The 19,621-nt window shown below is 68.6% G+C and carries 14 protein-coding genes; 5 read left to right on the top strand and 9 right to left on the bottom strand.

Annotation, left to right across the window (positions count from 1 at the left end; translation table 11 throughout):
* Positions 1-44: 44 nt before the first annotated feature.
* From DAE25_RS12605 to DAE25_RS12620, 4 genes are all read right to left on the bottom strand, one after another.
* Positions 45-1,346, bottom strand: a complete 1,302-nt coding sequence (locus DAE25_RS12605) for a sulfate adenylyltransferase subunit 1 (RefSeq protein WP_107766540.1) — start codon at positions 1,344-1,346, stop codon at positions 45-47.
* On the bottom strand, positions 1,346-2,260 hold the full coding sequence (gene cysD, locus DAE25_RS12610; RefSeq protein WP_107766541.1) for a sulfate adenylyltransferase subunit CysD: 915 nt from the start codon (positions 2,258-2,260) through the stop codon (positions 1,346-1,348). Before cysD ends, DAE25_RS12605 begins: the two co-directional genes overlap by 1 nt.
* 336 nt (positions 2,261-2,596) lie before the next feature.
* Positions 2,597-3,922, bottom strand: a complete 1,326-nt coding sequence (locus DAE25_RS12615) for a hypothetical protein (RefSeq protein ID WP_107766542.1) — start codon at positions 3,920-3,922, stop codon at positions 2,597-2,599.
* Between the two features lie 142 nt (positions 3,923-4,064).
* On the bottom strand, positions 4,065-9,821 hold the full coding sequence (locus DAE25_RS12620) for a peroxidase family protein (RefSeq protein ID WP_159083710.1): 5,757 nt from the start codon (positions 9,819-9,821) through the stop codon (positions 4,065-4,067).
* Positions 9,822-10,060: 239 nt separating this feature from the next.
* Between DAE25_RS12620 and DAE25_RS12625 the strand changes: the two genes are divergently transcribed.
* On the top strand, positions 10,061-11,509 hold the full coding sequence (locus DAE25_RS12625) for an AfsR/SARP family transcriptional regulator (protein WP_107766544.1): 1,449 nt from the start codon (positions 10,061-10,063) through the stop codon (positions 11,507-11,509).
* A gap of 98 nt (positions 11,510-11,607) precedes the next feature.
* Here the strand turns inward: DAE25_RS12625 and dtd are convergent, their stop codons facing one another.
* On the bottom strand, positions 11,608-12,042 hold the full coding sequence (dtd, locus tag DAE25_RS12630; RefSeq protein ID WP_107766545.1) for a D-aminoacyl-tRNA deacylase: 435 nt from the start codon (positions 12,040-12,042) through the stop codon (positions 11,608-11,610).
* Positions 12,043-12,064: 22 nt separating this feature from the next.
* Between dtd and DAE25_RS12635 the strand changes: the two genes are divergently transcribed.
* Complete coding sequence (locus DAE25_RS12635; RefSeq protein ID WP_107766546.1) at positions 12,065-12,886, top strand: BKACE family enzyme; 822 nt, start codon at positions 12,065-12,067, stop codon at positions 12,884-12,886.
* Positions 12,887-12,902: 16 nt separating this feature from the next.
* Here DAE25_RS12635 and DAE25_RS12640 read toward each other — a convergent pair whose 3' ends face one another.
* The 3 genes from DAE25_RS12640 to cysC all read right to left on the bottom strand — a co-directional run bounded on the left by DAE25_RS12640 (position 12,903) and on the right by cysC (position 16,810).
* On the bottom strand, positions 12,903-13,925 hold the full coding sequence (locus tag DAE25_RS12640; protein WP_107766547.1) for an NHL repeat-containing protein: 1,023 nt from the start codon (positions 13,923-13,925) through the stop codon (positions 12,903-12,905).
* Between the two features lie 66 nt (positions 13,926-13,991).
* Positions 13,992-15,002, bottom strand: coding sequence for a sulfite exporter TauE/SafE family protein (locus tag DAE25_RS12645; protein ID WP_107766548.1), 1,011 nt, complete (start codon positions 15,000-15,002; stop codon positions 13,992-13,994).
* A complete protein-coding gene (gene cysC / locus DAE25_RS12650) occupies positions 15,002-16,810 on the bottom strand; it encodes an adenylyl-sulfate kinase (protein WP_107766549.1) in 1,809 nt (602 codons plus the stop codon). The genes DAE25_RS12645 and cysC overlap by 1 nt, the downstream gene beginning before the upstream one ends.
* Positions 16,811-16,849: 39 nt before the next feature.
* Here cysC and DAE25_RS12655 point away from each other — a divergent pair, with 39 nt between their 5' ends.
* The 3 genes from DAE25_RS12655 to DAE25_RS12665 all read left to right on the top strand — a co-directional run bounded on the left by DAE25_RS12655 (position 16,850) and on the right by DAE25_RS12665 (position 19,094).
* Positions 16,850-17,809, top strand: coding sequence for an asparaginase (locus tag DAE25_RS12655; RefSeq protein WP_107766550.1), 960 nt, complete (start codon positions 16,850-16,852; stop codon positions 17,807-17,809).
* Positions 17,810-17,902: 93 nt separating this feature from the next.
* On the top strand, positions 17,903-18,286 hold the full coding sequence (locus DAE25_RS12660; protein WP_107766551.1) for a helix-turn-helix domain-containing protein: 384 nt from the start codon (positions 17,903-17,905) through the stop codon (positions 18,284-18,286).
* 64 nt (positions 18,287-18,350) lie between these two features.
* A complete protein-coding gene (locus DAE25_RS12665) occupies positions 18,351-19,094 on the top strand; it encodes a hypothetical protein (RefSeq protein ID WP_107766552.1) in 744 nt (247 codons plus the stop codon).
* A gap of 231 nt (positions 19,095-19,325) precedes the next feature.
* Here the strand turns inward: DAE25_RS12665 and DAE25_RS12670 are convergent, their stop codons facing one another.
* Complete coding sequence (locus DAE25_RS12670) at positions 19,326-19,619, bottom strand: DUF2516 family protein (RefSeq protein ID WP_056886982.1); 294 nt, start codon at positions 19,617-19,619, stop codon at positions 19,326-19,328.
* Positions 19,620-19,621: the final 2 nt, after the last annotated feature.

Genomic DNA, 19,621 nt, shown 5'->3' on the forward strand with positions numbered 1-19,621 from the left:
TAGCGGCTTGCCTAGACGTGGCGAGAATCCGCCCGGTGGGTCGGTCAGCTACCGCTGTTGATCATGCCGGCGCCGACGGTGACGCCCGTCGCCTCGTCGATCAGGATGAATGAGCCTGTGGTGCGGTTCTTCGAGTACGGGTCGCACAGCAGCGGCACCGTGGTGCGCAGCTGGACGCGGCCGATCTCGTTGAGACCGAGCTCCTTCGTGTCCTGGTCGCGGTGCAGGCTGTTGACGTCGAGCCGGTACTGGATGTCCTTGACCATCGCCCGGGCTGTGCGGGTGGTGTGCTTGATGGCGAGCTTTTGGCGCGGGCGCAGCGGCTCGTTGGTCATCCAGCAGATCATCGCGTCGATGTCCTGGCTGGGCTTGGGGGCGTTGTTGACGCGGGCGATCATGTCGCCGCGCGACACGTCGACGTCGTCCGCGAGACGCACCGTGACCGACATGGGCGGGAACGCCTCGGTGACCTCTTGGTTGAAGAGGTCGATGCCCTCGATGGTCGACGTCATGCCGCTCGGCAGCACGACGACCTCGTCGCCGGGCTTGAGCACACCTCCGGCGACCATGCCCGCATAGCCGCGGTAGTCGTGGAACTCGTCGGACTTGGGGCGGACGACGTACTGCACCGGGAACCGGACGTCCTGCAGGTCGCGGTCGGAAGCGACGTGGACGTGCTCGAGGTGGTGCATCAGCGTGGGCCCGTGGTACCAGGGGGTGTTCTCGGACCGGTTCACCACGTTGTCGCCCTGGAGCGCCGAGATCGGGATGACCTCGAGGTCCGGGATATTGAGCTTGGTGGCGAACGCCGTGAACTCGTTGTGGATCTTCTCGTAGACCGCCTCGTCCCAGTCGACGAGGTCCATCTTGTTGACCGCGAGCACGAGGTGGGGGACCCGTAGCAGGGAGAGCAGCACGGCGTGGCGACGGCTCTGCTCGGTCAGACCCTGACGGGCATCGACAAGCACGAGGCCGAGGTCCGCGGTGGAGGCGCCGGTGACCATGTTGCGGGTGTACTGGATGTGGCCCGGGGTGTCCGCGATGATGAACTTGCGGGTGGGCGTCGCGAAGTAGCGGTAAGCCACGTCGATCGTGATGCCCTGCTCGCGCTCGGAGCGCAGGCCGTCGGTCAGCAGCGCGAGGTCGGTGTAGTCGTAGCCCTTCGACACCGAGGAGGCCTCTACGGCCTCGAGCTGGTCCTCGAAGATCGACTTGGAGTCGAGCAGCAGACGACCGATGAGGGTCGACTTGCCATCATCGACCGAGCCGGCGGTCGCGAAACGGAGCAGATCCATCGGGGCGCGACCCTCGTGGGCCTCCGCGACGGGAGAGATCTCGGGGCTCATCAGAAGTAGCCTTCCTTCTTGCGGTCTTCCATGGCCGCCTCGGAGAACCGGTCGTCACCACGGGTCGCACCGCGCTCGGTGACCCGGGCGATGGCGATCTCGTCGATGATGTCGGCAGTGGTCGCAGCGGTCGATTCCACACACCCGGTCTGCGATTTGTCGCCGACGGTGCGGAAGCGGACCATCTTGGTCTCGACGGTCTCGGAGCCCTTGGGCTGCACGGCGTCGGAGAGCGAGAGCCACATGCCGTCGCGGAGAATGACCTCGCGCTCGTGGGCGAAGTAGATCGAGGGGATCTCGATCTTCTCCCGGTCGATGTAGTGCCAGATGTCGAGCTCGGTCCAGTTGGACAGCGGGAAGATCCGCATGTGCTCGCCCGGGTGGATGCGCCCGTTGTAGAGGCTCCACAGCTCCGGACGCTGCATCTTCGGGTCCCACTGGCCGAACTCGTCGCGGTGGGAGTAGACGCGCTCCTTGGCGCGAGCCTTCTCCTCGTCGCGTCGGCCGCCACCGAAGGCGGCCGTGAAGGCGTTCTCCTCGATCGCGTGCAGCAGGGCGCCGATCTGCTGACGGTTCCGCGAGGTCTTGCCGTCGTCGACGATGGTGCCGTCGGCGATCATGTCCTCGACGCTCGCGATATGGATGCGCGCGCCGAGGCGGTTGACCCAGTTGTCCCGGGTCTCGAGGACCTCGTCGAAGTCGAGGCCGGTGTCGACCTGAAGCAGCGGGAACGGGAGCTTGGACGGGTAGAAGGCCTTCTCCGCGAGGCGGAGCATGACGATCGAGTCCTTGCCTCCGGAGAACATCAGGACCGGCTTCTCGAACTCGGCAGCGACCTCACGGAAGATGTGGATCGACTCAGCCTCGAGCTGGTCCAGCTGGCTCAGCTGGTAGTCGGGGTGCGTTTGGGTCATGACAGACGAAGGGCCTCTCTAGGGACAGCAGCCCACATCGTAGCCATGGCCGGGCCGATCGCTGCACTCATGCCCGCTATGAGCGTCACAGGTCGAGACCGATGTCGACCGACCTACACCACAATGGGTAAAGAAGGCCCGATGGTGCGCAGTCACATCCCTGCTCGTTTGGCATCCTCGGCATGTCTCGTGTCCATCGTCGCGCCCACCGATGTCAGCGCTGTCGCCTCAAGTGCTCAGCCTGTCCGCACAACCGGCGGTATCACCTCTAGTAGCTCGAACGAACTCGTCCTTTGGGCAACAAAGTCGCGCAGGGATGGTTGCGGCATCACAGCGCTACGGGGCCACCCGCCACACCTCGCCCAGTGGCGTGCGCGTGCCCGCGTCGAGGTCATCGGGTTGCGTCGGGCCCTCGATCTCCGGCCCCCCTCTGCTCACGGCGTTCCGTCTGAGCGACCTCGATACCACGGTCACCCCTGCTACGAACCACACAAAGCTCTGCCATTGGGTCAACAAGGCGACGGTCAGCAACATGACGGAGGTCGCGGCCAAGGCGATTTCGCCGGCGCCAGCGTCTCGGCGCACGACGGCAACCACGGGCAAGAGCGCCAAGACGGCAAAGAGGCACAGCGGGATCCAACCCAGCTCGAGACCCAGGCGCAGGTAAGCGTTGTCCACCGAGAAGTAGGTTGCTCCGGCGTCGCCCAGCGTCTTGATCTGTTTGAAGCCGTACTGCCATAACGTCTCGCGGTAGGCCGTCGAGGTCTGCACCTCCGTGCCCACGCCCTCCCCGAAGAGCAGCCCACGCCCGAAGTACGTTACTGCGGCCGCGCCCGCCGCGGCCGCGACGAGAACCCGCTTCCTGGTCGTCGAAGTCCAGATCATCATCGCCACGACGAGCGCAAGGGAGATGAAACCCGATCGCGCAAGTGTGCACGCGACCCCGGCGGTCAAGATGACGAGGCCCAACAGGGGCCTCCGTGATCGCAGCACCCATGGTGAGGTCAGAACGATCATTGCGGCCAGGGGGATCGAGTGGCCGAAGGCGGCCTCGGACCGGTCGAACGCGCCTCGCGTCTGGATCTCGCTCCACCGGTTCAGGACCTCGATCTGCCCCGAGATCGAGGTGAATGGGTGCCACCTGAACGTGAACTCCACGATGGCCCACACCGCGCACAAGAGCCCGAGGCGGATCATGAGTGTCGGCAACCGGTTTGGGTCGATCCGCGTCATCGCGACGCGGCCTAGTACATAGGGGAGTATCCAACTTACGGTGATCTCGGAGAGCGTTGACGCCCGGCCGCCGTAGAGGGCGACAGAAACTAGCGCGCTGAACAACAGTGCCGCGACGAGAGAGTCAACCATTCCCAGACGGACCGTGTTGCGCCGCTCTGCCACCAGAAGGCCCACCAATACCGGCAAGGCGAGCAAGTCGGCCGGGGTGAGCCCAACTCCGGAAATGCCGACGGCCATCCAGGACGGCGTAGAAGCAGACGCAAACACCCAGACAGCAACTCCGGCTACTGGGTGACGATGAGCGATGACGGCGAGCGTGGCGCAGCCCACGAGCCCGGTCGTGGCAACGGGGGCGATCGATACGCCAAGGCCGACAATCCCAGCAATAAGTACCGAGAGCACGAACATTTGCCTGCCGTCAACCACTTGGCGACCATACCCGGAGGAGCGCTGACCGCAGCACTTTTCAGCGAGCTGGCCAGATGGACGGACCTGTCAGACACCTTGCTTCAACGCCAGTCGGGTCGACACCCGAAGGTGTCGACCCGACCGGTTTGCATCGCTCGCTCTAGGGACGCGTCGTGAAGGTGAACGACTGGGTCTCCAGCGGTACTCCTCCCAGTGAGCGGAGGGCGTTGGTCCCGCCGGTCAGGGTGACCCGGTATTCGGTTCCTGGGTCGAGCTGCTCGGGTGCGCCGGCGGCGCCTCCGAACGGGTTGATGTACAGCCTGTTCTCGGTGGTATTGAAGCCCCGGGTGAAGTCGATTTCTGCTCCGTCCGAGACCCTGGTCAGGGTCACGGCCGAGCCACCGATCCCGGTCATGGTTTCCGAGAAGTTGACCCACACGTGCTGGATTCCAGTGTCGACACCCACGGCCCCGTCATTGGGACGTGTGTCCACCACTAGGGGTGCCTCTCCTTCGGGCGTTGCTGTGGTGAAGGTGAACGACTGGGTCTCCAGCGGTACTCCTCCCAGTGAGCGGAGGGCGTTGGTCCCGCCGGTCAGGGTGACCCGGTATTCGGTTCCTGGGTCGAGCTGCTCGGGTGCGCCGGCGGCGCCTCCGAACGGGTTGATGTACAGCCTGTTCTCGGTGGTGTTGAAGCCCCGGGTGAAGTCGATTTCTGCTCCGTCCGAGACCCTGGTCAGGGTCACGGCCGAGCCACCGATCCCGGTCATGGTTTCCGAGAAGTTGACCCACACGTGCTGGATTCCAGTGTCGACACCCACGGCCCCGTCATTGGGACGCGTGTCCACCACGGACGGCTGGCTGCCTCCGAAGAACACCGGACCCATCAGCTCGGACGCCGCGCTTGTGCCGGCTGCGTTGATGGCCGCCACGGTGAACTCGTACCGCGTACCCGGGTTCGTGTCGAGGTCGGCGACCACCAGGTCGGTGGCACCGGCACCCGCCGTGCGCGTGTCGAGCACCTCCCCGTCGGCGTAGACCGTGACGTCGTACCCCGTGATCGGCGCACCTCCGTCGTCGACCGGCGGGGTCCAGGAGACCTGGATGCTGCCGGTCCCGTCGATGACCGCGGTGTTGCTGAGGGGTGCGGTCGGTGCCACCGGAGCGGGCGGTGCCTCGGCGACCTGGTCAACGGTCGACAGGGACGCTGCCTCCTCGGCGGTGCCGTGGTCGTCGGTGTAGCTGGCGACCACCCGGAGGTACTTGCCGATGTCGTCGGCGTGAGGCACGTAGCCCGTCACGGTGTACGGGTTGATGCTCACGACCTCCCACGTGCCGGCCTCCCCGGTGTCGGAGACCTGCCAGGTCCACTGCAGGGTCTCTCCCGCCGTGGCGATGCCGTCCCCGTCCTGGAGGCCCGAGGCGCGGACCACCTGACCCACCACGGGGCTCTCCATACTGAGCACCGGCGGGATCGGGGTGTCGTTGACGTTCTCGACAGTCTCCGTCGTCGGGTCGGACGTGATCGTCCGCAGGACGTTCTGGTCGTCGAAGAAGGTCACCTCGACCCTGACCAGGTGGTCCACCTCGAAGTCACCCGGGGTGAAGGTGGCCTCACACACGAGGTGATCGTCACCGTTGGGTTCACAGCTCTGCGGAGACTGGACCACGCTCGAGCGCCAGCCCTCGGCACCGTTGAGCTCGTCCTCGGTCGCGATCACCCAACGGAACTGGACGTTGGTCGGGGTGTCGACCGTGTTCGTCCCGTCGAAGACGACCCGAGCGGTGATGGGCTCGTCCTCTGTCGCCGGCGGCTCGTAGTCGAGCGACGCGGTGCCATAGCTGCCACACGCCTCCATCGGCTCCTCCCCGAGCACGAAGCACCCGTTGGAGAACTGCAGGAGCTCGATGTTGCGGAGGATGTCCGCCCCCTCCCTCAGGTCGGGTGCGGTGTCGGTGTTGTCGTGGGCGACCTGCCAGTAGCCGTCACCCATGTCGGTCACGGTGTACTGGCTGCTGGGGGCGCCGAAGACCGCGATGTCGTTGTCCTCCGGGTTGGGTGTCGTCGCGACCTCCCGGAAGGTCTGGATGTCACCCGGGTCGATCGTGCCGTTGAAGATCCCGTTCTGGAGGGCCGTGGCGCTCGGGCTGTTGTAGCGGGTGCCGTTGACCCTCACGAAGACGTCCAGCTGGGCGTCGCCGTCGAGGAAGTCGTCGCCGGCCCGGCCCTGCAGCATGTCGCTGCCGGGGCCGCCGATGATCAGGTTGCTCACGCCCCGGGTGACCGGGTCGATCGCGCCCGCCATGAAGCGCTCTGCGTAGTTGTTGGCGTGGCCCGGGTCGAGCATCGCCTCGAGCCCACCGGTGATGTCCAGGGTCTCCTGGGTCAACGCCTGCCCGTCGAGGGTGGCCAGGTCGTCGACGGACTGACCCATGCCCCGCAGGACGTCGTTGCCGTTGCCACCCGAGACCGCCTCGACCAGGTCGTAGCGGTCACGGATCGCCTGGGCGTCGGGCCGCTGCAGGGTCGTGAACCGGAGGTCCACGTCGACGTCGCTGTTCTCACCACGGTAGGTGGCCCAGTCGAAGCCGCCGAGGCCCTCCATGCGGTCCGTGCCCAGCGCGCGGCCGACCAGGACGTCATGTCCACCCTCGCCCTCGATGTCGTCGTTGCCGGCACCACCGTCGACGATGTCGTTGCCGCCGTGCGGGTTGGCCTGGAACTGGTCCGCGTTGTCGCCCTGCAACAGGTCGCCGTGCGCACCACCCTCGATCCAGTCGTCCTCCTCGCCGCCGAACACGGTGTCGCGACCGTTGCCGCCGACGATGAAGTCGCGACCGGTGCCCGAGAACACCGTCTTGAACTCACTGCCGGTGTTGACGTAGTCGTGGCCGTGTCCGCCGAGGACCAGGTCGTCACCGGACCCCGCCTTGATGGCGTCGTTGCCCCAGCCTCCCTTGATGTTGTCGTCACCGAAGGTGTCGGTGAGGATGTCGTTGCCCGCACCGCCGAGGTGGCTGTCGTTGCCGGAGCCGCCCTCGATGCGGTCGTTGCCGGCGTAGCCCCAGAGGGCGTCGTCACCCTGTCCGGCCCGGATCTTGTCGTTGGTGGCAGGGATCTCCCCGGTCCGGAGGCCGTGGATCTCGATGTGCTCGTCACCGTCCCAGCGATAGGTGCCGTCCGCCATCTGCACGAGGCCTTCCGGCAACGGGGTGGGCAGGTTCTCCAGATCGATGAAGGGGTCCTGGACCCCGAAGATGTCCGCCGGCAGCAAGGTGGCGTCGGTGTTGCGCTGGATCAGCCCGGAGAACGAGTTCGCCTCGAGTGCCGCGAAGAGCTGGTTGCCCTGGTTGCGGAACAGGTAGTAGAACCGGTCGCCGAACTGCAGGTCCTCGAGCTGGCGCTCGAAGACGTAGTTGAACGTCGAGCCGAGCATGCCGCCGAAGGGCTCCAGCGCCTCGGCGAGACCACCCATCCAGAAGTCGACCTCCTCGAGGCCGGTGACGGTGTTGCCGCCCTGGTTGGCCCAGTCGCCGGTGCCGGTCATGAAGTCGACCCTGTCGGCCGGCGCACCGTCGCCACCGTTGACGATCAGGTCGGCCGCGTCACGCTTGCCCACCACCGTCGAGACGCTGGTGATGGTGTCGTGCTTGCCGTACGCCGCCACGAAGTTGACCAGCGACGCGTTGGGGTTGGCCGACTCGCGACCGAAGTTGTCACCGTTCTTCATGCCCAGGCCGAAGTCGACCCAGTTGTCGTAGGGCTCGAGCAGCGGGTCGCCGCTCTCCTCGAAGAAGACCTTCCTCGCGGTCTGGAGCGGCGGCACACCGGCGTCCCGGGCACGCACCATGTTGATCGTCGCCAGGTCGAGCGGCAGGCCGAGCAGGTTGTTGCGCAGCGTGTCGATGACGTGCTCATCGATCTGGCCGCCCACCTGGTTGGTCGTGCCGTTGATCACGGCACCCGCAGCCTGGTCAGGGGTGAGGGCCCCGTCGTTGTCGTAGGTCCTTGGGTTGAGGAAGCCGTCGAGCAGGCTGACGTCCTCCACACCCGGGACTCCCGGCAAGCGACGCTCGATGTCCTCGGTGAGCATCGAGTGACCGAAGCGGTAGACGACGTGGGCGAACTCGGCCGTGGTGGCCGGGTTGAGGGTCGCGTCGTAGCTGTTCTCGTTGAACACGATGGCGTCGATGGCCGGCTGCACCTTGCGGGCGAACTCCTCGAACACGAGGTGCTGGTACTGCATCTCGGTCGGGAACTTCGCTGCCTGGAAGAGCCGCTGCTCGTAGGTCCAATCGTCGGCCTCGGGGCCGTCGGGGAGCTCCTCGCCGAGCAGCTCGTCGTACTGGTTGTCCTCGCCCATGAACGCGAGCTTGAGCTCGGCGTTCTCCGGCTTGTCGAGGATGTCCTCGATCGCCTGCGCCATCCGGTTGTGCTCGGAGTGGAAGACGTGGTGGACGGAGGTGAGGCCGATGTTCTCGTTGCCGCGGCCGTCACCGGTGATGAAGTGCTCGTTGAGGGTCACGTTGTCGTAACCGCTCAGGTCGTCGGGGTCCTGGGAGGCACCGTGCGCGATGTCGTCCAGGAAGGCGTGGTTGGTCCGGGCCGCACCCACGGTCGTGATCGGAGCCACGAGGTTGCCCTCGATCCTGTCCCCGTTCTGCATCTGCAGCACGGGGAAACCGTTCTCGCCGCGGACGAAGTTGCCGTACGGGTCCACATCGACCTGCGGGACGTTCGCGACGTCCGGGTAGTCGTTGTTGCCCTCGCTGGGAGTGCCCTGCGCGCCCAGTGCGATGCCGAGCACCTCGCGAGCCTGCCGCTTGACGTCCGCCCACGTGGCGAGGCCGCCGGTGCCACCGTTGGGCAGGGTGCCGTCGAGCAGGTGACCGGTGTCCACCGGCACGTCCGGGGTCCCCGGGTCGCCGTCGTGGTCACGCAGCTCGTACTCCCGCAGGAACACCTGGTGGGACGGGTGCGAGGTGTAGGTCTGGTTCTGGTCGATGAACGGCGTCGTCTGGTTGTTGTGGACGTCGTCCTCGGTGCCGACCTGCCCGTCGGGGCCCGGGTAGCGCGTGGCCCGCGACAGCATGAGGAAGTTGTTGGCGAAGTCGTCGGCGTTGCCGGGGATGTCGTCGAAGCCGTCGGTGTCCCACAGCGGGTCGTCGGGTCGCAGCGGCACGACCATGGTCCCGTTGCCGCCCTTGTTGACCAGGTCGAGGCCGTGGTCGAAGAACTGGCCGAAGAAGGTGAACCACGCGTTGAAGGGGGCGGAGAGGCCCTCGTCCGGCGCGGTGTTGGGGATGAAGACGTTGCCCTGGCCGTCGACGCTGGAGCCCGGGGTGTTGTCAGCCGCGTTGGCGGCCGCCGGGTTGTTGAGCGTCTGGTCGACGATCAGGTTGCTGATGATGCGGGGCTCGGAGTCGTAGACGAATCCCTGGCTCTGCCGGTAGCAGGTCGCACCCGCGGGCTGGTTGTCCGGCGCGGTCTGGCAGATGCCCGTCGTGCCAGGGATCTGCGGCGCTCCCGGCGGAGGGGTCTCGCCCTTGCGCCAGTACGTCGGCAGCTTGCGCGGGAAGGGCTGGTCCGCCGCGCCGTACGTCGGCTCCAGCAGGTTGTTGCCGGACCCGTCGACCGTCCGCAGACCGAGCGGCAACGCAGCGTCCGGGACGCACTTGCCGGTCGTGTCGGTGGGGCTGGCACACAGCAGGTTGCCGCCGGCGGCGTGGGCCTCGGCGATCTGGATCTGCTTGAGGATGTGCTCGAGGTCCGTCTCGATGAGAATGAAGTCGGGGTTGGTGTCCTTGGCGTGGGCCATCGGGGCGCCGACGACGCCGCCGGTCACCCCCGACAGGGCCAGGACTGTTGCCAGCGCGCCGAGCAACCCGGCTCGTGGCTTCCGCGGGCCGACCCCCACGGATGTTCCTCTTCGACTCATGACGAGTCCTCCCTCTGACTGCCACCGCACCTGCGTACGGCGGTGGGCGCAGGCGCGCCCGCTGCCGCAGTGTCAGGAGGGTCCTGTCACAGATCTGTGAAACCTGAGGGCCCTACCGCAATTTGGGTGAGTGCATTCTGGGGGGTTGTCTTCCCCCCAAAGGAGGGGTGCATGGTGGCTCATCCACACTTTCTCGGTGACCCGAGAGGACACGCCACATGCCCGCGTTTGCCCGACTGCTGGGTCCGGGTCAGATCCACGACAGCGGCGGCGCTGTCGTGCCTGCCGCCGCCTGGCGGACCACCAAGACGTTCGACCTGTTCCGGGTGCTGGCCCTGGCCGAGGGACAGCCTGTCCCGATGAGCAAGCTGACGCACCTCTTCTGGCCCACGGCGGACACTGAGCGCGCCGGCACCAGCCTGCGCACGGCCACTTCCCAGATCCGCAAGGTCCTTGGCACGGAGACGGTCGAACGGGTCGGTGCCGGCCTTGCGCTGCGCGACGTGTGGGTCGACGTCGCCGCCTATCGCGCTTTGGTGGGCAGGATCGAGGAGGTGCATGACCAGCCCGCGCAGGTAATCCACCTCGCCGAGGAGTCTGAGGTGCTCTATGGCGGTGACCTCGACGTGGCCGATGCCGACTGCAGGGTGCTCACGGAGGCTCGCGACGAGCTGCGTCGACAGAGGATCCAGGTGCTGCTCGACGCAGCCGCGGCGGCCGGCAGGTGCGCCGACTGGCACAGATCCCTCGACTTCGCACAGCGCGCTGGCACGGTCGAGCCCTCCGACCGGTCGACGCGTGCCGTCATGCGCGCCTGGTTCGCCATGGGGGAGACCGCGCGGTGCGTCGAGGAGTTCGAGCGCCTGCGACGGCACCTCGCGGACACCTATGGCATCGACCCGTCAGCTCAGACCCGCGCGCAGTACCTCCAGGTGGTGCGCTCCTGCGCGGAGTGGCCGCCCCGCGAGACCACGGTGGGTCGCGAGAGCGAGATCCGACAGGTCAGGTCGGCGCTCGAGGCGTTCCTGTTGGGTCCGGACGGTCCGCGGGGTGTCGTCTGGTTGGTCGGCGAGCCCGGCTCGGGTCGTGAGACCGTCGCCAGGGATGCCGCGCGGTCCCTCATGCTCCCGATCGCATACCCGCCCGCGGGCGACGAAGCCGGGGCGATCGTGGAGCTATTTCCCGACCAGGGGGCTCTCACCCCAGGGCTGATGGCGATGGTGCAGGGGCTAGCTGAGGACCGTCATCGCGTGGCGATCGTGCCGGTGTCCCGCATGCCCCGGGATGGCGTGGGGGGCTGCGGGGCCGTCGTCGAGGTGCCCCCCCTCGGTCGACACGACTTCCGTCGGCTGGTTGCCCTCGTCCTCCAGGCGGAGCCGACCGACCAGTTGGCGGAGGAGCTGCACGCCGCGACAGGGGGGCTCCCGGGCAAGGCATGTCGGGAGACTCGCCGCAGGCTCGAGGCCGGTGAGCTGACCTGGGCGCCCGCGGGCGTCGACGCAGCACCATCGACCACGACGCGTCGGGCGAAGGCCCTGCGCGCGCTCGCGACTATCCCCTTCGTCTTCCTGGGGGTGCTCGGTGGCGAGTCGGGCGTCCTCGTGGAGGCGACCGGGATGGTGACCGAGGAGCGGGGGCGGCACCCGGCCGCGGCAGCTGGTCATTGATCGCGACTTCGACAGTCACGTATGTGCCGACCGAGTGCGTGGCGTGCTTACTCAACAACGCTTGCCGCAGCGGAGGATTCGAAAGGCTCCTCAAGGGCTCATGGCTGGACCCTGGACTCGATGACCAGCGTCACCGGTCCGTCGTTGACCGACGCCACCTGCATGTCCGCGCCGAAGATCCCCCGCTCCACGTGGGTGCCGAGGCGCTCCAGCTCGCCGCACACGGCCTCGTAGAGCGGCTCGCTCACGGGACCGGGAGCCGCGGCCGACCAGGTGGGACGGCGGCCCTTGCGAGCGTCGCCGTACAGCGTGAACTGGCTGACCAGCAGCACCGGAGCGCCCACGTCGCCGACGGACTGCTCGTCCCGGAGGATGCGGACGTCGCGGATCTTCCGCGCCATCCAGGCGGCCTCGACTTCGGTATCGGTGTGCGTCACTCCGAGGAGGACGAGCAGTCCGCCGTCGATGCTGCCGACAACCTCGGCCTCGACCGTGACGGAGGCGGAGAGGACCCTCTGGAGCACAGCACGCATGTGGCGACCCTAAGGTGCTCCCATGGCTGACGGACTGTTGATCACCGTGGCACCGACGGGTGCCGAGACGAGCAAGGCGGACTGCCCGCAGCTGCCCACGACTCCGGAGGAGATCGCGGACACGGCCGCGGAGTGCGAGGCGGCCGGCGCGGCGATGATCCACCTCCACGTGCGTGACGGCGAGCACGCGCCGACGCTCGACCAGTCGCTGCTGCGCGAGTGGGTCGCGGCGGTCCGGGAGTCGAGCAACCTCGTCGTGCAGCTGTCCAGCGGCGGCTCGGTCCACGACCCGCTCGACAAGCGGCTCGAGGTGCTCGACGCCGAGCCCGACTCGTGCAGCCTAACGATGGGGACGACCAACTTCGGCGATGACGTCTTCAGCAACCCGTGGCCCTTCGTGTGCGAGCTCTACCAGCTTGCGCAGGAGCGGAGGGTCGTGCCGGAGTTCGAGCTCTTCGACCTCGGTCAGGTGCACGCCCTCGGGCGGCTGCTCAAGACCTACGGCCTGCCGCATGGCGGCAAGGTGCACTGCGACTTCGTGATGGGCGTGCCCGGCGGCATGCCCGGCACAGCCGACGCGCTGGTCGCGGGCGTGGCGATGCTGCCGCCCGAGGTGACCTCCTGGTCGGCCACCGGAATCGGCCGCACGACCCTGTCGGTGGCGCTGGCCTCGTTGTCCAAGGGCGGCCACCTGCGGGTCGGCATGGAGGACGTGCTCACCATCGCGCGGGGCGTGCCCGTCGAGAGCAACCGCCAGCTCGTCGAGCGCGCGGTCGAGCTGGGTCGCCTGGCCCAACGTGAGCCGATGACGCCTGCGCAGTGCCGCGAGCTGCTCGGGATGTGACCCAGCCGCGGGGTCTTCAGTCCGGGAGTGGAAGCGGGACCTGGTGCACGGCCAGGTGGTCGTGGTTGGTGATCCACAGCGCCCGGTCGGTTGCGGCCACGCTGCCGCTGCCGGGTGGCAGCTCGATCCAGTGCGTCACCGCGCGGGACGCAGGATCGATGCGGGCCACGGCGGTGTCGGTGCGCAGCCAGACTGCCCCGGCGCCGGTGGTCAGGTCACCTCCGCCGATCGCGTTGCCGGTCACGGCAAAGGTCTCGGCCTCCGGCGACCTGCCGTCGACGCGCGTGATCGAGCCGTCCCCCTGGTTCATCACCCAGACGGCTCCGAAACCGACGTCCATGAACCGGGGCCGGGGACCTACCGGGATGCTCGTCCACTCGCGGGACTCGAGGTCCATGCGCTCCACGGTGTTGAGGCCCGTGGGCACCCAGAGGGCGTCGAACGCTGCTCGGACGCCCGTTGCTGTGTCGGGGGCGGCCAGGGTCTCGGCCAATTCGTCGCCCCTGACCACGGCGATGGTCGGCTCGAGAGGATCCATGAGGACGTAGCCCGTGCCGTCGGCCGCACCGACCACGCCCTCCGCCACCGGGCTGGCCGGCAGTGGCACGCGTGCCAGGACCTCACCGGTGGTGGCGTCGAGGCGCAGGAGCGCGCTGGGTCCGCCCGTGGGCACGAATACCTCGTCGCCCGACTCCTCGAGGGCCTGCGTCACGGACCCCCGGACGGGGGTGCGCGCGGTGACCGCGCCCGAGGTGTCGTCGTAGCGCACCGCGCCGGGCGCGACCCCGGACACCCAGACGCCGGAGCCGCTCGCCACGGCGAAGTCGGCGAACGGCTTGGCCGTGATCGTGCGGCCGTCCACGTCGCGCAGGGTCAACGGGTCAGGCAGGTCACCCGCCGAGAGGTAGGTGACCTCGGGGATGGTCTCCGGGGTGGACGTGCGTGGAGGGTCCGTGGGCGCGGTGTCGCCGCCGTCGTCGGCGCAGCCCACCAGAGAGGCAGCCAGTGCTGCCAACAGGACGGCGCGGACGATCGCCATGCCGCCGACGATCCTCCGTGGCGTCGGTCTGTGCCACGCACTTTGTCGACCGGTCTGGACCGGCGATCAGTCGTCGGTGCGCTTCATCCCGATGAGGCCGGGCTGGAAGCTCGGATCCTCGAGCTCGGCGATGGTGGGCTTGCCGAACATCGGCAGGCCTTCGCTCTTGCGGAGGAAGCCCCACACGATCGGCAGGATGACCAGCACGAAGAGGCCGACCCCGGCGATGAGCATCGGGTGCGTGTCGTCCTCGCCCGCGCCCAGGGGCGGCCAGCCGGCCTTGTCGAGCAGCGCGACGCCGCTCATGGTGAGCACGACGACGATGCCGCGACGGATGATCGACTGCGGGACCTTGGGGGCGATCTTGGCGCCGATGAGCGTGCCCGGGACGGATCCGATGAGCAGGGGGATCAGCACGCCCCAGTCGAGGCCGTGGATCGCGATGTTGGAGATCGCGGCCGCCATCACCAGCGGCACCGCCTGGACGAGGTCGGTGCCGACCAGCTTCACCGCGCTGAGCCCCGGGTAGAGCATGAGCAGCGCGATCATGATGACCGAGCCCGAGCCGACGCTGGTGATGCCCACCAGCAGGCCGCCCAGGGCGCCAACGAGCAACGTCGGGAGGATGCGGACGGCAGGGTTGTCATCCACCACGTGGGTGCCGTTGCGCACCCGCTTGAGGTTGATGTAGAGCCGAAGGGCGTAGGTCGCAGCGGCGAAGAGCAGGGCGAATCCGATGCAGAGCTTGAGCGTGCTGTCGAGGTCGTCCGGGTCGGCGAAGGTCTTGACCAGGTAGGGCCCGAGCAGGGCCATCGGCACCGACCCGATGATGAGCCACTTGGCGAGCTGCATGTGCGGGGAGCCCTCGCGCTTGTGCACGATCGCGCCGCCTGTCTTGTAGACCGCGGCAGCGGTCAGGTCGGCCGTGACGACGACCGCGGCCTCGCCGACGCCCAGGAAGATCAGCGCCGGCGTCATCAGCGCGCCGCCACCCATGCCGGTCAGGCCGACGACGATGCCGACGACGAAGCCCGCCACCACGATTGACAGGGCGGTCAGGGTGATCAGCTCGGCCATCAGTCCTCCTCGGCGAGCGCTTCCACAATCACGCTCAACATTGTCGACATCTTGCCTGCTGCGGCCTCAGCGGCCGCATCCCCGCGCCGGTAGGGGTCGTCGATGTCGTCGTCGGGGACGGGGGCCGTACGCCGCTCGCCGGCCGCTGCGAGCAGGTCGCGGCCCCGCAGGTGGGGGGCCGCCTGGGCGGCCCGGGCGAACTGCCCCAGCGTGAAGACCTTGCGCAGGGCCTGGGGGTGCTCCTCGAGCACGAAGGCCCGGTGGCTGCTCTCCGCGGTGAGGATGAGGTCGGCCTGCTCGACGATGTCGCGGGTCAGGCGTCGGCTCCGGAAGCCCTCGTCGGCGGCGTCGAGCGTGCTCGACATCACGGCGTCCATGGGGTGCGCGTCGAAGCCGTGGGTGCCGGCGCTGCTGAACTCGATGCCGTGCGTGTCCATCGCGCGGGCGGCCTGCTCGAGCCACGCCGAGCGGCAGATGTTGGCGGTGCAGACGAAGAGGACTCGGATGGGGGAGGGTTTCGAGGCTCGCTCCGCTCGCACCTCAACCACCGACGGAGAGGGCTCGCCAACCACCGTCGGAGAGGACTCGCCCAGCGAGAGGTGGCCGGTGTCGGCCAGTGCGTCGAGGACGTCGTCGAGGGCGTCCTCGATGGTGCGGCCGGTGGTGTCGACGCGCACCGCGGCGTCGTCGGGCTCCTCGTAGGGCGAGGAGATGCCGGTGAAGTCGGGGATCTCGCCCCGGCGGGCCTTGGCGTAGAGGCCCTTGCGGTCGCGCCGCTCGCACTCCTCGAGGGGGGTGGCCACGTGCACGAGGAAGAACTCGCCACCGGCCTCCTCGACCATGTCGCGCACCGTCGCGCGGGTGGAGGCGAAGGGGGCGATGGGGCTACAGATCGCGACCCCGCCGTGGCGAGCGATCTCGGCGGCGACCCAGCCGATGCGGGTGATGTTGGTCTCCCGGTCCTCGCGGGAGAAGCCGAGGCCGGCGGAGAGGTGGCGGCGGACGACGTCGCCGTCGAGGCTGGTGACCGTGCGCTCGCCCTGCTCGAGGACGCGGTCCATGAGGGCGCGGGCGAGGGTGGACTTGCCGCTGCCGGACAGGCCGGTGAAGAAGAGGACCAGGCCCTGCTCGCCGGGCTCGGGGAGGTCGCGGTCGACGATGGTCTGGATGGTCGGGGGGTGGGGTGGTTTCGAGGCTCGCTCCGCTCGCACCTCAACCAGCGAGGGCGGGGGCTCGGCCAACGCGTGGACGGGGTCGCTGCCGGCGTAGGCCTGGGCGACGCGGACGCCGAGCTGGTGGTCGGCGTCGGCGTCACCGTGGTCGGCGAGCGGCACGACCACGACGACGGCGTCGTCGAGCAGGTCGGCGGCGGCCAGGGTGGCGCGGATGAGGGCGACGGGGGAGAGGTCTGACGTGCCGTGGCCGGCGAAGACGAGCAGCAGGCTCGGGCCCAGGCCGCGGACCTCCTCCAGCTGGGTGGCGGTGAGGGCATCGGTGACGGGCACCACGGTGCGGCCGGCGTGCTGCTCGCGCACCTGCTTGGCGGAGAGGTAGAGCCGGCGGAAGGGGCCGTACTGCGCGTGGGTCAGCGCGGTCACGTCGCCGGTGGCCGGCGCGACACGGGCCAGCGGCAGGCCCTCGGGGTCGACCAGCTCGACCTCGTCGGCGGTGGCCAGGTCGCCCGGCAGGTCGATGGTGAGCACGCTGCCCGGGGCGTTGAACGCGGTCAGCGGGTGGACGGCCCCGGTGGTGAGGAGCTCGAGGTCGTCGAGCTCGCGCGGGCTGGGGTGGTGCTGGGGTGTCGACACGGGTCAATCCTGCCAGTCCGGCGTCGGTAGCCTGCAGCCATGTCGAGAGCAGTGGTGGTGGCCGAGATCGTCCGTTCGGGGTTCGTGGAGGGGCACCACTACGGATCCGTCGTGGCGCTCGACTCGGACGGGGGAGTCGACTGGTCAGTCGGGGTGGTCGACGAGCCCGTGCTGCCGCGCTCGTGCAACAAGCCGATCCAGGCCCTCGGCATGGTCCGGGCCGGCCTCGACCTGCCGCCGGACCTGCTGGCGCTGGCCTGCGCCTCGCACTCCGGCGAGCCCTTCCACGTCGAGGGCGCCCGACGCATCCTCGACTCAGCCGGACTCACCGAGGACGCGCTGCAGACGCCGCCCGACTGGCCGGTCGACGACGCCGCTCGCGATGACGTCATCCGCGCGGGCGGCACGAAGACGTCGATTCTGATGAACTGCTCGGGCAAGCACGCGGCGATGCTGGCCACCTGCGTGATCAACGGCTGGCCGGTCGAGACCTACCTGGCACCTGACCACCCGCTCCAGCAGGTCATCGCCGAGACCTTCGCCGACCTCACCGGGGAGCCGGTCACCACGGTCGCCATCGACGGCTGCGGCGCCCCGCTCCTCTCCACGTCGCTGGTCGGGCTCGCCCGCGCCTTCCGGACGCTGGCGGTGGCCACCGACGGGCCCGAGCGCCGGATCGCCGACGCGATCCGCGAGCACCCGGCGTACGTCTCCGGCACCCGGCGCGACGAGCTCGCTCTGCTCACCGCCATCCCCGGCGCGATCGGCAAGGCCGGCGCCGAGTCGGTCTATGCCGTCGCGTTGCCCGACGGTCGTGCCTTCGCCCTCAAGACCGACGACGGCGCTCCCCGGGTGCGCCCCGTGCTGATGGCCGAGGCACTTCGGCGCTCGGGCGTTCTCGAGCTCGACGGGGTCGACGCAGAGGCCGTAGGCCGGACCGGTCAGCACGTGCTGCTGGGCGGTGGCCAGCCGGTCGGCGAGATCCGCGCGACGTACTAGCTAGCGCCCATCTCCCAGTCCTGATTGGCAGTGTGAGCGCACTCACGGCCCCTTAGTTTGCATTTTGCTAACAAGTGTTAGCACTATGGAGGCATGGCCAAGGACAGCAAGGACGGGAAGACCGTCGTCGGCTCCCTCGGAGACTTCCTCAGGGAGCAGCGACTCGCGTCGCGGCTGTCCCTGCGGCAGCTCGCCGAGCAGGTCGGCGTCAGCAATCCCTACCTGAGCCAGATCGAGCGTGGTCTGCGCCGTCCCTCCGCCGAAGTGCTCCAGCAGATCGCCAAGGCACTGCGCATCTCCGCCGAGCAGCTCAACGTGCGGGCGGGGATCGTGAGCCCCGAGCCGGGCGTCGGGGGGTCGGTCGAGCTGGCCGTCCTGGCCGACACCGGACTGACCGAGCGCCAGAAGCAGTCGCTGCTGGACGTCTACGCCTCCTTCCTCGCCCTCAACGCGGGCCAGGCAGGCGACAAGAGCTGATCCGACCCCGACCGCGATCATCGTGATCGGGTCGGTCCACACGTCAACACGAAGGAGCTCCACCATGGCCAAGGCCACCCTCCCGAAGCCCGTTCTCGCCTACGTCGGCGTGACCGACCTCGCCGTCGAGATCGTCCGCGACCTCGTCACCGAGACCCAGACCCGCATCGCGGGCGTCCAGAAGGACGTCACCGCCCGCGTCTCCGACGTGCAGAAGACCGCCGGTGACCCCAAGGCCCTGGCCGACCGCGCCACCACCGTCGTCAACGCCCGCGTCGACGCCCTCGCCAAGGACGCCAAGGCCCGCCGCGAGGCCATCGAGGCCCGCGTCGCCGAGCTCCAGGCCGAGGCCAAGGCCTACCCGGGCAAGGTCCAGAAGCTGGTCGACGACAACGTCGCCACCGCGACCGACACCTACGACGACCTGGTCAAGCGCGGCGAGACCCTCGTGGGCCGCGTCCGCCGCCAGGAGTCCACCAAGCGGACCGTCGCCTCGGCCAAGACCACCAAGGCCAAGGCCAAGACCACCGCGACGCAGGCCAAGAAGGCCGTCGACGCGGAGACCACCGCCACCAAGAAGACGGTCACCGCCAACAAGACCGCCGCCAAGAAGGCCGCCGCGAAGAAGAGCGCCAGCAAGACCGCGGCCACCAAGACCGCGGCCAAGAAGGCCCCGGCCCGCAAGGCTCCGGCCAAGAAGACCGTCACGGCCCAGAGCAGCGCCAAGGCCACCGTGACCGCGGCCCAGAAGACCGCCGCCAACGCGACCCAGGCCGTCACCGAGGCCGCCGAGAAGGTCGGCGACTGAAGGACTGGTGCCCTCAGCGGCACCGACGACGACCAGCTGGCCCTCTTCTGAAGGCCGCGGTCTGAATCACACAACGACCCCCGGCCGGATGGCTGGGGGTCGTTGTCGTTGGTGAGGATCGGCTTCGGTTTCGAGACAGGCGCCAGAGCGCCTTCCTCAACCAGCGGCGGTGGCAGAGCGCCTTTCTCAACCAGCGGTGGTGGCCAGGGCGACTTCCTCGACCAGCGTTCTTTAGCGGCCGGAGGTGACCTCGGCGAGGGCGGGGCGCACGTCGGCAAGGTAGACGAGGGCCGCGATCGTGAAGGCCAGGTGGATCAGGTTGATGGGGGAGGAGCTGATCAGCAGCACCTGGGCGAGCAGGCCGAGCCCGAGGATGATGCTCCACGCGGGCTTGGTGAGCTTGCCCGTGGCCGTGTAGGCCTCGGCAGGGAAGAGCAGGGAGCTGATGAAGGCATACGACTTCACAGCCAGCAGGGCCAGCATGACGATGAGGTAGACGTAGCCCTCGATCTGGAAGAAGCTCACGG

Source organism: Nocardioides terrigena, assembly GCF_003047265.1.
Taxonomy (GTDB): domain Bacteria; phylum Actinomycetota; class Actinomycetes; order Propionibacteriales; family Nocardioidaceae; genus Nocardioides; species Nocardioides terrigena.